Raw genomic sequence first — 12,477 nt, 5'->3', positions numbered from 1 at the left:
ATAATCAGGGAATTATATTGCAATCACGAACAGCGTAGCCTGGTCGTCATTCACTGCAAGCATCCATTGCAAGCATTTCCTGCAGGAGAGGACCACCATGAATGTGCTGATCGTGTACTGCCATCCGGAATCGATGTCGTTCAACGCGGCACTCAAGGATATTGCCGTCACAACCCTTACCGAACAGGGTCATGAGGTCCGTGTCTCTGACCTCTACGGCGAAGGCTTCGACCCCGTCGAGCATCCTCGTCACTTCGAGACGCGGCATGACAACCAGCGCTTTCTCCCCCTCAACGAGCAGCGCCATGCCCATGACAACGACCAGCTTGCCACTGACGTCACTCGCGAGATCGAACGACTGCACTGGGCTGACCTGGTGATCCTGCAGTTTCCGCTGTGGTGGCATGCCCAACCCGCCATGCTCAAGGGTTGGTTTGATCGGGTGATGGTCTATGGCGGCCTGTACTCGGGTAGTCGACGCTATGATCGTGGTGTGCTGAGTGGCAAGCGAGCCATCAGCTCGGTGACCGCCGGGTCCCCACTGGCCGCCTTCGGCCCCTGGGGCCGAGGTGGTGATATCAGCAGGTTGATGTATCCAACCCACTGTTCACTCTATTATCTGGGTATGGAAGTGCTGCCTCCCCAACTCTCGTTCGGCGTTCAGGGTGGCGGACTCAGCTACCAGGCAGAAGACGCTTTTCAGCAACACCTCGCGAACCTCAAGCATGCCTGGCGCACTCGGCTCGGTCAGCTCGATGACGAGAGCCCGATCCCCTTCAGCGGCTGGAACGATTGGGATGAAGACGGCGTACTGACCCTGCAGCACCCACTGCGCTGGCGATGACAGACCGGAGCATCAACTACGCCGCAACCGTCCCAGCCACCCACCTTGCCCATGCAACACCTTGACCGCCACTGCACCGATCACCACGCCCCAGAAGGCAGCACCAAGGCCGAAAAGGCTCATGCCCGAGGCAGTGACCATAAAGGTGATCACTGATGCCTCACGGTGATCCTCAGCTTCGATGACCGCCGCCAGATTGCTCATGATGGCGCCGATCAGCGCCAGACCAGCAAGCACCGCAACAAAGGCGCCCGGCAGTGAAGTGAACAGTGCCACGATGGTGCCGGCGAACAGACCTCCGATCAGATAGAAGACACCATTGGCGACCCCGGCGATATAACGCCTGTCGGGGTTTTCGTGGGCGTCTCGTCCGGTGCAGATCGCCGCCGTAATGGCGGCAACGACTGTCATGATGCCGCCAGCACAGGCCGTAGCCAGCGAGGTCAGCGCGGACACCGTGAGAATCGGCCTGGCGGAGGTGGAGTATCCCGCTCCATGCAGGATTGCCATGCCGGGCAGGAACTGCCCGGTAAGGCTGACCACCAGCAGCGGTACGGCAAGGCTCAGAGTACTGGCCAGATTCCACTCGGGCGAGATCCACTGCGGTATCGCGACATGCAGAGCGACACCTTCGAGACTGGCTCCTTCCAGCAATACGGCCAACACTACCCCCGTCATCAGCAGCAGAATCAAGCAATAGCGCGGCCACACCCGCTTGAACAACAGATAAGCCGCCAGCATGCCCAGCGCCAATGCCGGAGACGTCTGGATCGACTGAAAGGCCCCCAGACCGAACTGGAACAGGATCCCGGCCATCATCCCTGCGGCAATACCTTTGGGAATCAGCGCCATCAATCGGTCGAAACTCCCTGACAGGCCAATCACCAGCAACAGTACTGCTGCCGTGATATAGGCCCCCACGGCCTCATTCAGAGACATCCCGGGGAACAGCGTCACCAATAGTGCCGTTCCCGGCGCCGACCAGGCCGTCACCACCGGCACCCGCAACCATAGACTCAGGACAATGCCGGACAACGCCGCTCCCATCGAGATCGCCCATACCCATGAAGTCATCATCGCCGCGGGAACCTGTGCCGCCTCCCCGGCCTGAAAGAAGATGGCCAGAGGGCCCGAGTACGAGATCAGCACCGCCACGAACCCGGCCACGATTGCCGATAGCGAGAAGTCGTGGCGCAGTGACGGCAGCAGCCCGACGGGCTTCGAGGATGACGTTGGGTGTGTCATGGGCGACGATCCTGTAACAGAGAAATCATTCCAGAGGAGAGCCCTGGCGGAAGGGCACCACGGCAGGAAAGGAGAGCCAGCCTACTTCAACCAGCGGAACCTGGATAACCCCTGGTCCGGCAGTGAACCTTGAACAAGAAGGACCCGGGTTATCCCGGGCCAAGGAGGATACTGCAGTGACCGATCAGCGCGTTTCGGCACCGGTCTTGCGGCGCCAGGGCGGCGCCATGGTGAACTCGAAATCCTTGAATTCGACAAGCATCGAGATCGTAACGCCCAGCACCAGCGCCCAGAACGAGGCTCCGATCCCCAGGATCTGCACACCGGAGACCGCAATGAGGAAGGAGAACATGGCCCCGACTTCATGCTTGCCCGAGAAGGTCATCTGCAGCGCGGAACCGATGACCCGCAGCAGCGCCAGGCCAGCGATGATAGCAATGACGTAGCCGGGCATTGCCTCGATCAGACTGAACAGAAAGCCATAGAATGGCGCTGCCACGATGAAGATGATGCCGACAATGACAGCAGCCACCCAGCGCTTGTCGTGACTACCGGCTTCCGGCCCGGAACAGATGCCGGTCATCGGCGCAGCGATGCAGGTGCTGTGCAGATTGAAGAAGGCCGAGAGCATGGTCCCGAGTCCGCCCACGGCGGTGATCGCATTGGCCGGGGCTTCCTTGTAGCCCATCCCCTTGACCAGACCCACGCCAGCCGGCGTTTCCATACCCACCAGAATCAGCGCCAGCGGCAGGCCATAGGCCAGAAAGGCCTCAAGGGTGAAGGTTGGCACGATGAATTCGGGGAGTTGGAAGGTGAATGCCACACCGGAGAAGTCAGCACCGGAGATAGCCACATAACCGATCCCCACCAGCAAGGTGACCACCAGCGGCGGCACTCGGCGCAGGTAACGCGATGCGAGGAAGTAGGACAGGATCATCACCACCGCCGGCAACATGGCGTTCTCCAGTGGTGCCACCATGTTGGTGCCGAACTTGAGCAGGATGCCAGCCACCATGCCCATGACGATCGGCATCGGAATCAGCCGCATCACAGTGCTCATCCACCCTGCCAGGCCAACGACCAACGAAATGGCACCAGCGATCAATGTGGCTCCCAGAGCCGCATTGAGTCCCACCACCGGAATGATGGCCGCAAACAGCAGTGCACCGGGAATGGAGTTGGCCATCGGCAGCGGCAATCGGTACCAGGCCGGCATGAAAAGCCCGAACAGGCCATTGATCATCAGATAGCTGATCACCCACAACAGCGTGAATTCCTGCGGCAGCCCTGCGGCGGTTCCGGCACTGATATGGATGATACCGGCGCTGAGGCCGAAGATCCCCGCCACCACGCCAGCGCTCAGGTTATCGGCATTGAGGTCACGGATGAAGTCTCGTGGTGCCGACTTGAGGCCGACACCTTTCTCGATGTGTTTCATGGTGTGCTCCAGGAGTTGTTGTCGTTGGAAGTTCCGAGCCACCTGGCCAGAGGAAAGGGAGTCAGCCCTGGTCCCCGCCAGCGACCGGCAGTACATTGCCGGTGATATAGCTGGCCTCAGCAGAGGCCAGAAACAGGATGGGCGCAGCCATCTCATCCAGGCTGCCGTAGCGCCCCATCAAGCAGCTCTGCCGGGTCTGGTCGATATGTGCCTTGAACCAGGCACGCTCACGTTCATTACGCGGCTCCGGCGTGCCTCGAGAAATGCGTCGCGGTGGTGCCTCGGTACCGCCCGGTGCTGTGGCTACCACGCGAATACCGTGCTCGGCGTACTCGAAAGCCAGTGATGCGGTGATGGCGTTGATCCCCCCCTTGGCCGCGGAGTAGGGAATGCGGTGAATGCCACGCGTCGCCGCGGAAGAGACATTGACGATGACGCCGCTGCCCTGCTCCACCATGGTCGGCAGCGCGGCGCGACAGCACCATAGGGTCGGCATCAGCGAACGGGTAATCTCGGCACTGATCTCGGCGTCGGTAAACTCGGTGAACGGTTTGAAATTGATCGCCCCACCCACATTGTTGATGAGGATATCGACACGCCCGTAATGCTCGACGGCACGGGACAGGGCACCCTCGGCACCCTCCCAGGCCTCCAGGTCCGCCTGCAGGGCGATAGCCTCCAGGCCCTGCTCACACAGCTCGCCCACCACCTCGTGGATCAGATCTGCACGATCCACCAGCGCCAGGCGAGCACCTTCAGCCCCCGCCAGCTCGGCAACCCGACGCCCAATGCCCTGGGCCGCCCCGGAAATGACCATCACCTGGCCTGCAAAGCGTTGTCGGCTCATGCGGCCTCCTCGGATGCCTGGTTGGGCGTGAACTTCTCGTAATGGAAGCTCTGTGGCTTGATGCCTTGCGCATCAAAGTGCTTGAGCACGGCGTCGACCATGGGAGGCGGCCCGCAGAGATAGACATCGACGTCACCACCGTGCATCACCTCAGCGTCCATATGCTGGGTCACATAGCCCTTGCGCGGGTGGTCGCTGGCCTCATCCACCACCACCGTGGTGTAGGAGAAAGTCGGCAGCCGCTCGGCGAAAGCATCCAGTGCGGCGGTCTTGACCAGGTGATCATCTCGATTAACGCCATAGATCAGGTGTAGCGGCATCTCACAACCCGTCTCCGCCAGTTGTTCGAGCATCGAGAGGAAGGGTGCCAACCCCGTACCACCGGCCAGCATCAACACCGGACGAGTAATTTCGCGCAGGTAGAAGCTGCCCATCGGCCCGGTCACGGCGAGTTGGTCTCCCGGCTTTGCCTGACCGGTGAGGTAGCCGCTCATCAACCCTCCGGGGACGTTGCGGATCAGAAAACTGGCCCGGGACGACCCCGGTCGTGAACTGAAGGAATAGGAACGATGGGCCCCCTTGCCCGGTACTTCGAGGTGCACGTATTGTCCCGGCAGGAAGCTGAACCCCTCGCCCTCGATATCGATCTCGACCTCAATGCTGTCTTCGGAAAGTTGCTCGATACGCGTGATCGTCGCCTGGCGACGATCGACACCGGTCTTGCACAGCGACGAGGCCACCGGCACCTGAACCACACAGTCCGATGACGGCACCATCTGGCAGGTCAGCACCATCCCTTCGGCGGCTTCCTCATCCGACAGGGCCTCATCGATGTATTCATCGCCCAGCTCGAACTCGCCCTGATGGCAGTGGCACTTGCAGGTGCCACAGACGCCATCGGAGCAATCCATGGGCAGATTGACCTTGTGACGATAGGCGGCATCCAGCACCGTCTCACCGTCATTGCATTCGATAAAGCGAGATACTCCATCCTCGAAGTTGAGCGCAACGGTATAACTCATGTCTGTCATCCTCCCCCACCAGTGTCAGGGCTGGCCTCTGAATCAGGGCTTATCCGGGCGTCCACTCAGATGTGGTAGACGTCGATCACCTGGTGGATGTAATCGTTGTTCAGCTGCACCACCTTCTCGGTGATCAGCGGTTGCTCACCGGACACATCCAGGCGGTAGAAGGATGCGCCGAAGTAACTGTCGGTCTGCTTGTAACGGTGGCTCAGGGTGTGCCAGTTGAAACGGACCTTGAGTTGGTCGCCATCGCGCTCCAGCACCTCGATATTGGTGATCTGGTGGGTGGTACGCGGCTCCGGTGTGCTGGCACCGCTGCGCTCGGTCTTGATCCGGTAGACGCGGTCCTCTAACCCTTCGCGGTTGGGGTAGTAGATCAGCGAGATTTCCGACTGCGGATACTCGACCAGGGTGTCGTCGTCATCCCAGCAGGGCATCCAGAATGATGCGTCCTTGTGGTAGCACTCCAGCCACTCATCCCACTGGCGGTCATCCAGTAGCCGTGCCTCGCGGTAGACAAAGGCCTGAACCTGTTCGTAAGTGATGGACATGACATTTCCTCCTCGATGGACAGGGCTCAGGATGCGACGGCGATGAACTGGCTGCGCTCACGCTCGATGGAACGCAGCATCTCCTGCACCCAGTGCTTGTGATGCAGCACGTAGAGTCCCTCGTCTTCCGGTGAGGCCCCACTCATCAGCGGCTTCATATCGATGGCCCGAGCATTGTCGTCGGCTCCCTGGATCCATTGATTGGCACCACGGGAGAGGTCGTTCCACTCGGCCGCACTGCTTTGATAACCGTTGTGGCAACCGCGGAATTCCTCGAGATCGTCCGGCGTGCCCATGCCACTGACATTGAAGAAGTCCTCGTACTGGCGGATACGCACACGGCGGTTCTCGGCGGATTCGCTCCTGGGGGCGAAGCAGTAGATGGTGACTTCCGTCTTGTCGACAGCGATGGGGCGCAGCACACGAATCTGGGTCGAGAACTGATCCATCAGATAGACGTTGGGATACAGGCACAGGTTACGGGTCTGGTTGACGATGGAGTCGGCCCGCGCCTCACCGAACTGCTCCTCGACCCAGTCCTTGCGGGTATGGACCGGACGCACCTCCGGGTTGAGCAGGCGTGTCCACAGCATCATGTGGCCATTCTCATAGGAGTAGAAACCGCCCTGACTCTTCGACCAGCCATCGGCATCCACCGCTTTGGTGCCACCCGCGTCGTAATTGCGGCGATCCATGGTCGAGGCATAGTTCCAGTGAACGGTGCCGACGTGATAGCCATCCGCACCATTCTCGGCCTGCAGTTTCCAGTTACCGGTATAGGTGTAGGATGAGGTACCACGCAGGACTTCCAGCCCCTCCGGCGCCTGGTCGACGATGTTGTCGATCACCTTCATGGTTTCGCCGAGATGCTCCTCCAGCGGCAAGACATCCTCGCTGAGGCTGCCGAACAGAAAGCCCTTGTAGTTGGCAAACATCGGCACCCGCTTGAGGTCATGGGAGCCGTCCTGCTTGAAGCCCGCCGGATAGGCGCCGGTCTTCTCGTTCTTGGCCTTGAGCAGGCGTCCATCGTTCTTGAAGGTCCAGCCATGAAAAGGACAGGTGAAGGTGCCCTTGTTGCCGCGCTTGCGTCGACACAGGGTGGCGCCACGGTGGGCACAGGCATTGATCAGAGCATGCAGCTCACCGTCCTTGTCGCGGGTGATGAACACCGGCTGACGCCCCATGGTCAGGGTGAAGTAATCCCCCGGCTCCGGGATCTGGCTTTCGTGGGCCATGAACAGCCAGTTGCCCTCGAAGATATGCTTCATCTCCAGATCGAAGAACTCGGGATCAGTAAACATGCTGCGGTGGCAGCGGAAGATACCGTTCTCGGCGTCATCCACGACCGCGCCACGGACACGGGCTTCAATCTGATCGAGTGTGCTGGTCATTGTGGTTCTCCTCTCCGCCGGTCAGCTCTGCACCGCCGCCTGTCGCGCACGGTTTATCGGGCTAGCCGTCCCCGGACCATGCCGATCGGCACGGTCGTCAGGTCAGCGGTTCTCGGTTGCTTGTTTTCAGCTACTGGTTGTCCCGGTAGCCATCAGGAATCAGTGCTCGCAAGGAGCGATAACACGAATCAAGCGTCCTCGAGGGCGCGCGGCCGCTTGTGGCGCTGCTGCAACTCGGACTCGGTAGTCGCCGCCAGCTCGACATCGAACACCACTTCGGTGAACGGGGCCCCCAGCTCGGTGAAGCGAGCCTCCAGACCACGCTGACGAGCAGCCTCGTCGTCCTCGATGCGTGTGGCTTCCACCACCAGCTCATCACGGGTCGCGAAGGCAAAGTCGTCATAGGTGTAGGGGTCACCCGCCAGATTGATCTGGGTGGTCAGGTGGCGATGCCCCTGCGCCGAGATGAAGAAGTGAATATGCGCCGGGCGCTGGCCGTGGCGGCCGAGCAGATCGAGCACCTGCTGGGTGGGACTGTCCGGGGGGCAGCCATAGCCGGAAGGAATGATGCTACGCACACGATAACGGCCCTCGTCATCGGTCAGGATGGTGCGACGCAGGTTGTACTCCGACTGCGAGGGGTCGAAAAAGGAGTAGTTGCCCTTGCTGTCGGCATGCCAGATCTCGACCCTGGCGCCAGCAACCGGCTTGCCCTCGGTATCGCGCACCTGACCGGTCAGCCACATGACTTCAGCGTCAGTATCCGTACCATCGTCCATGCGCGCCTCGCCTTGCGACTCCGGCGCGCCGGCAACGTACAACGGCCCTTCGATGGTACGTGGCGTACCGCCATTCAGACCACGCGCCTCATCGGCGGCATCCATGCGCATATCGAGGTAGTGATCGAAGCCCAGCCCCGGTGCCAACAGGCCAAACTGGGAGTCCTTGCCCAGCGCATTGAGCAGGGCGACGCTCTGCCAGAACTCCTCAGGGGAAACATCGAAGTCATCAATCAGGCGATAGATGTCCGACAGCAGGCGATGCAGAATCTGTTTGCCTCGCTCGCTGCCGGCGGACTTATCGAACCCGCTTACGGTGTTCAGAAAGTCCTGCACCTCGGCAGTATCGAAGATGCGCGGGTTGTGGTGCTGGGTCATGCTGTTCATATCGCTATCCTCACGGTGTGGCGTGTCATTTGTTGTTGTCATTGCTGCTGTGATTGAGCTGGATGCCAGCGTCGTTCAGGAGTCATCCTCACGAACCGAGGAAGGATGACGGCACAAGGGTTTGACGCTGATCTCCATGTAAGGAAACAACGGTAGGTTCGAGACCAGTTCCTGCAGTTCGGCGTTATCCTCGACATCGAAGATGCTCACATTCGAGTAGCTACCCGCGACGCGCCACAGGTGACGCCACTTGCCGCTGCGCTGCAGCTCCTGCGAATAGGCCTTCTCGGTTGCCTTGATATCGGCGGCCTTGTCGGCGGGCATGTCCACAGGCAACTTGACCGTCATTTCCACTTGAAAAAGCATCGTTTCTCTCCCCTTCTCGCCGCTGTTCAGCGTGCGAATTCCTTGAGCCTGTCCTCGTCGATCTCCACGCCCAGGCCCGGCCCGGTCGGCAGTTCGACACCGAATTCCGCAAACTTCAGTGGCCTGGCGACGATGTCATCGGTCAGCAACAGTGGGCCGAACATCTCCGTACCCCACGCCATTGCCGGCAACGTGGCCCAGGCGTGCAGAGCCGCAACGCTGCCGATGGTGCCCTCCAGCATGGTGCCGCCGTAGAGTCCGATACCCGCGGTCTGGGCCATTTGAGCGAGCCTCAGCGCACCACGCGGGCCTCCACTCTTGGCAATCTTGAGGGCAAAGGCACCACTGAAGCCTTGACTGATCAGCGTCAGACCATCGGTGCTGTCCTGTACTCCTTCGTCGGCCAGCATGGCCACCTCGAAGCGCCGTGAAAGCCGCGCCATACCGGCATGCTCACGAGCTGGGATGGGTTGTTCGATCAGCTCGACACCGGCCTCCTGTAGCGCCGAAATGGCGCGTACTGCGGTGTTTTCATCCCAGGCCTGATTGACGTCAACACGGACGCTGACGTTGTCTCCCAGTGCAGCCTTGATCGCCGCCACATGACGCACGTCCTGATCGACAGAGCGCAGCCCGATCTTGAGTTTGAAATCCCGGTGGCGGCGCTCATCGACCAGACGCTGCGCTTCCTCGATATCACGCTCGGTATCGCCACTGGCGAGGGTCCAGAGCACCGGAAGATGGGTGTGTTGCGCGCCGCCCAGCAAGGTGGCGACCGACACGCCCAGGCGCTTGCCCTGAGCATCCAGCAGTGCCGTCTCCAGCGCCGATTTGGCAATCGCATTGCCCTGGGCCACCTTGCTCAGCTTCGCCATCAGCGCATTGATGTTGGCGGCGTCCTCGCCCAGCAGCACCGGCCCCAGCCAGGTATCGATGTTGACCTTCATGCTCTCGGGGCTTTCCGGGCCATAACTCAGGCCACCAATGGTGGTAGCTTCGCCCAGGCCCTCGATGCCATCGCTGCAGTGCAGGCGCACGATGACCATGGTCTGGGTAGCCATGGTGGCCATCGACAACTTGTGCGGACGGATGGTCGGTAGATCGACCAGTAACGTCTCGATGGATTGAATCTGGCTGGACATCCTGGCTCCCTGGGTTACTGGAAAGATGGCTACTGGAAAAATGGTTGCTGGAAAAACTGTTGCTGGCAAAAGGGTTTCTGACGAGGACATTGGCGATCGGCTGTGTAGGTAAGCGGATTCTTTTGGCGTAATCCCTGACCGACATTGCCCTAGGGTCTGAGCGCAGTTTGATTGCACTCCAGCGTCACAACCAATATGGTTTGGGTGCCACACCATACTCAGGAGGTATCATGGAGCTTCGCCATCTCCGCTATTTCCGTGCCGCGGCGGAAGAGCTGAACATCACGCGCGCGGCGGCGAGGCTGCATATGGCACAGCCCCCTTTAACAAGACAAATCAATCAGTTGGAAGAAGAACTTGGCGCCCAACTGTTTGTTCGCGGACCACGAGGATTGACCCTTACTCCAGCAGGCCAGTTCTTCTACGAGCACTCATTGCAGATACTTGAAAAGTTGGACACCACAGTCACTGCAGTACGCAGGATGGTCCGTCACAACCGCGAGCTATTCAGCATCGGTTTCGTGCCATCGCTGTTCTACGGCCAGCTTCCCCTGTTGGTTCGAGGCTTACGACAAAAGGACAATGTGGAGCTGACGCTGGCCGAAATGACCACCGTCGAACAGGTTCAGTCGTTGAAGGCGGGACGAATTGATATCGGCTTCGGTCGTCTGCGCATCGACGACCCGGAAGTCGAGCAGGAAGTGTTGTTTGAGGAACCAATGATGGCGGCGGTACCGGTAGGCCATCCACTGGACGGCACCACACCGACTCTGGAGCAGTTGGCGCAGTACCCGCTGGTGCTGTATCCGGCCAGCCCTCGTCCCAGCCTCGCCGATATCGTGTTGGGACTGTTCCGTAGCCGCGGACTCAAGGTCAGCGTGGCCCAGGAGGCTCACGAAATGCAGACCGCGCTGGGGCTGGTGGTGTCCCACTTCGGTATCACCCTGGTACCGGAACAGGTCAAGCGCCAGAACCGCGATGGCATCAGCTATCTGTACCTTGCCGAAAAGCACATCACCTCGCCGATTGTCTGCAGCCGTCGACGCGGTGAAGTGCCCAGCGAGACCATGAAGGAGGCCAACGCCATCCTCGAAGTGCTGGTCGAGAATAGACGCAGCGGCAAGTATCCGTAGAAGTATTCGGCAGCTCAGCGATTGATGAGCGGCAACACCATGGCGCAGCGACTTCGTGGAGGAAATCCATGGGCCGCTTCCTGGTCAAGGATGGCAGCCAGCAATTCCGGCATATCACTGTCGTCGAGCGTGCGGAAGCCGAGACCGGCGTAGAACGGCGCATTCCAGGCCACGTCACGAAAGGTCGTCAGGCTCAACTGTGCGAATGCCTCACGCCTGGCCTCCTCCATGACATGCTGCATCAGCGCTCGCCCGATCCCCTGGCCCTGACGATCACCTGCCACGGCCAACTCCTCGATATGCAGGGCTGTTGCGCATGGCCGGGCGGCAAGGAAGCCTACCGGCTGGTCGCCGTCATCGGTAGCCACCCAACAATAGCCTACCCTCAACAGTTGCTGATGCTGTGCTTCCGACAGCACATCGTCGTCGGCAATCCAGGCCAACTCAGGGATGGTTCGAAATGCCTGGCCCGCCGACACTTCGATGGACGGCAGCAAGGCAATATCGCCGGTTCGCGTCGGGCGAATGCGTATCATGCGGAGGGACTCCTTTCCATGCAGAAAACGCTGCCATTATCACATATCGCAAGCCCCATCCGGATATCGCAAGCCCCATCACAGGATCGCCGTGGGTATCGAACCCACGGCGGCATGGAGGATTGTCCGGGGTCGTCTTACCGGGATTACTCAATAATCGAAGAACACGGTCTCGCCATCACCCTGCAGGACAATATCCAGCCGATAACGTGGGATGCCTGCTTCCCCCGATTCCTTCCTCGCTATCAGTGTCTGACGACGCGGTGGTGACTCGATGGCATTGAGTACCGGGCACTGGTCATTGGCTGCAGCCTCATCCTCGAAATACAGACGTGTCTGCAGTTGGATGTTCACACCTCGGGCAAACAGACTCAGGGTAATATGCGGGGCCATCACCCTGCCGTCTTCAGCGGTGATCGAGCCGGGCTTGATGGTGTGCAGCACCCATTCGCTATCGCCTGCCGCGGTGGTCGCGGTACGCCCGAAGCTGTTGAAGGGCGCCTTGAGGTCGAAACCCGCTTGGTAATTGCCCCGGCTGTCGGCCTGCCAGGCCTCGAGCAGAGCGTCACGCACCAGGTCTCCATTGCCGTCAATCACCCGGCCAACCACCTCGATACGCTCGCCTTCCGCATCCTCACCTGCCATGCGGTTCCAGATTTCTTCATCCCGCTCCGGTAATCCGGCCACATCCAGCGCCAGGCCAATATGAACATAGGGCCCCGCGGTCTGGGAGGCGGTTTCACGCAGCATCAGCTCTGCAGTGGGCTTGAAGTTGGGCTGTTCCATGGTCATT

General features: G+C 60.3%; 13 protein-coding genes. 2 read left to right on the top strand and 11 right to left on the bottom strand.

Features of this window, described 5'->3' with window-relative positions; all coding sequences use genetic code 11:
- Positions 1-97 precede the first annotated feature (97 nt).
- Positions 98-844, top strand: a complete 747-nt coding sequence (locus BUE38_RS07965) for an NAD(P)H-dependent oxidoreductase (RefSeq protein WP_073434491.1) — start codon at positions 98-100, stop codon at positions 842-844.
- A 12-nt stretch (positions 845-856) separates the two neighbouring features.
- Here BUE38_RS07965 and BUE38_RS07960 read toward each other — a convergent pair whose 3' ends face one another.
- The 9 genes from BUE38_RS07960 to BUE38_RS07920 all read right to left on the bottom strand — a co-directional run bounded on the left by BUE38_RS07960 (position 857) and on the right by BUE38_RS07920 (position 10,015).
- Entirely contained in the window at positions 857-2,089 is a 1,233-nt protein-coding gene (locus BUE38_RS07960; RefSeq protein ID WP_073434490.1) for a benzoate/H(+) symporter BenE family transporter, read from the bottom strand.
- A gap of 184 nt (positions 2,090-2,273) precedes the next feature.
- A complete protein-coding gene (locus BUE38_RS07955; protein WP_073434489.1) occupies positions 2,274-3,527 on the bottom strand; it encodes a benzoate/H(+) symporter BenE family transporter in 1,254 nt (417 codons plus the stop codon).
- A gap of 61 nt (positions 3,528-3,588) precedes the next feature.
- Positions 3,589-4,374, bottom strand: a complete 786-nt coding sequence (benD, locus tag BUE38_RS07950; protein ID WP_073434488.1) for a benzoate diol dehydrogenase BenD — start codon at positions 4,372-4,374, stop codon at positions 3,589-3,591.
- Complete coding sequence (gene benC / locus BUE38_RS07945) at positions 4,371-5,396, bottom strand: benzoate 1,2-dioxygenase electron transfer component BenC (RefSeq protein WP_073434487.1); 1,026 nt, start codon at positions 5,394-5,396, stop codon at positions 4,371-4,373. The genes benD and benC overlap by 4 nt, the downstream gene beginning before the upstream one ends.
- Positions 5,397-5,461: 65 nt before the next feature.
- Positions 5,462-5,950, bottom strand: a complete 489-nt coding sequence (gene benB, locus BUE38_RS07940) for a benzoate 1,2-dioxygenase small subunit (RefSeq protein ID WP_073434486.1) — start codon at positions 5,948-5,950, stop codon at positions 5,462-5,464.
- Between the two features lie 26 nt (positions 5,951-5,976).
- Positions 5,977-7,341, bottom strand: coding sequence for a Rieske 2Fe-2S domain-containing protein (locus tag BUE38_RS07935; RefSeq protein ID WP_073434485.1), 1,365 nt, complete (start codon positions 7,339-7,341; stop codon positions 5,977-5,979).
- A 188-nt stretch (positions 7,342-7,529) separates the two neighbouring features.
- Positions 7,530-8,507: a catechol 1,2-dioxygenase gene (gene catA / locus BUE38_RS07930; RefSeq protein WP_073434484.1), complete on the bottom strand. Its 978-nt coding sequence runs from the start codon at positions 8,505-8,507 to the stop codon at positions 7,530-7,532.
- A 75-nt stretch (positions 8,508-8,582) separates the two neighbouring features.
- On the bottom strand, positions 8,583-8,873 hold the full coding sequence (catC, locus tag BUE38_RS07925; protein WP_073434483.1) for a muconolactone Delta-isomerase: 291 nt from the start codon (positions 8,871-8,873) through the stop codon (positions 8,583-8,585).
- A gap of 26 nt (positions 8,874-8,899) precedes the next feature.
- Positions 8,900-10,015, bottom strand: a complete 1,116-nt coding sequence (locus BUE38_RS07920; protein ID WP_073434482.1) for a muconate cycloisomerase family protein — start codon at positions 10,013-10,015, stop codon at positions 8,900-8,902.
- Positions 10,016-10,245: 230 nt separating this feature from the next.
- Between BUE38_RS07920 and BUE38_RS07915 the strand changes: the two genes are divergently transcribed.
- Positions 10,246-11,148, top strand: a complete 903-nt coding sequence (locus BUE38_RS07915; RefSeq protein WP_073434481.1) for a LysR family transcriptional regulator — start codon at positions 10,246-10,248, stop codon at positions 11,146-11,148.
- A gap of 14 nt (positions 11,149-11,162) precedes the next feature.
- On the opposite strand, the gene BUE38_RS07910 is transcribed toward BUE38_RS07915, so the two are convergent.
- Together BUE38_RS07910 and pcaG are read right to left on the bottom strand one after the other, a co-directional pair.
- A complete protein-coding gene (locus tag BUE38_RS07910) occupies positions 11,163-11,684 on the bottom strand; it encodes a GNAT family N-acetyltransferase (RefSeq protein ID WP_073434480.1) in 522 nt (173 codons plus the stop codon).
- Between the two features lie 150 nt (positions 11,685-11,834).
- Complete coding sequence (gene pcaG, locus BUE38_RS07905) at positions 11,835-12,470, bottom strand: protocatechuate 3,4-dioxygenase subunit alpha (RefSeq protein ID WP_084541816.1); 636 nt, start codon at positions 12,468-12,470, stop codon at positions 11,835-11,837.
- Positions 12,471-12,477: the final 7 nt, after the last annotated feature.

The organism is Halomonas cupida, assembly GCF_900142755.1.
In the GTDB taxonomy this organism is placed as follows: Bacteria; Pseudomonadota; Gammaproteobacteria; order Pseudomonadales; family Halomonadaceae; genus Halomonas; species Halomonas cupida.
Note: the sequence above shows the minus strand (reverse complement) of the source record. Positions and strands in the feature narration are given on the sequence as shown.

Excerpts from the sequence above, each read along its gene's own strand:
- BUE38_RS07965 (WP_073434491.1), top strand. The coding sequence starts at position 98 with ATGAATGTGCTGATCGTGTACTGCCATCCGGAATCGATGTCGTTCAAC.
- BUE38_RS07960 (WP_073434490.1), bottom strand. The coding sequence starts at position 2,089 with ATGACACACCCAACGTCATCCTCGAAGCCCGTCGGGCTGCTGCCGTCA.
- BUE38_RS07955 (WP_073434489.1), bottom strand. The coding sequence starts at position 3,527 with ATGAAACACATCGAGAAAGGTGTCGGCCTCAAGTCGGCACCACGAGAC.
- benD (WP_073434488.1), bottom strand. The coding sequence starts at position 4,374 with ATGAGCCGACAACGCTTTGCAGGCCAGGTGATGGTCATTTCCGGGGCG.
- benC (WP_073434487.1), bottom strand. The coding sequence starts at position 5,396 with ATGAGTTATACCGTTGCGCTCAACTTCGAGGATGGAGTATCTCGCTTT.
- benB (WP_073434486.1), bottom strand. The coding sequence starts at position 5,950 with ATGTCCATCACTTACGAACAGGTTCAGGCCTTTGTCTACCGCGAGGCA.
- BUE38_RS07935 (WP_073434485.1), bottom strand. The coding sequence starts at position 7,341 with ATGACCAGCACACTCGATCAGATTGAAGCCCGTGTCCGTGGCGCGGTC.
- catA (WP_073434484.1), bottom strand. The coding sequence starts at position 8,507 with ATGAACAGCATGACCCAGCACCACAACCCGCGCATCTTCGATACTGCC.
- catC (WP_073434483.1), bottom strand. The coding sequence starts at position 8,873 with ATGCTTTTTCAAGTGGAAATGACGGTCAAGTTGCCTGTGGACATGCCC.
- BUE38_RS07920 (WP_073434482.1), bottom strand. The coding sequence starts at position 10,015 with ATGTCCAGCCAGATTCAATCCATCGAGACGTTACTGGTCGATCTACCG.
- BUE38_RS07915 (WP_073434481.1), top strand. The coding sequence starts at position 10,246 with ATGGAGCTTCGCCATCTCCGCTATTTCCGTGCCGCGGCGGAAGAGCTG.
- BUE38_RS07910 (WP_073434480.1), bottom strand. The coding sequence starts at position 11,684 with ATGATACGCATTCGCCCGACGCGAACCGGCGATATTGCCTTGCTGCCG.
- pcaG (WP_084541816.1), bottom strand. The coding sequence starts at position 12,470 with ATGGAACAGCCCAACTTCAAGCCCACTGCAGAGCTGATGCTGCGTGAA.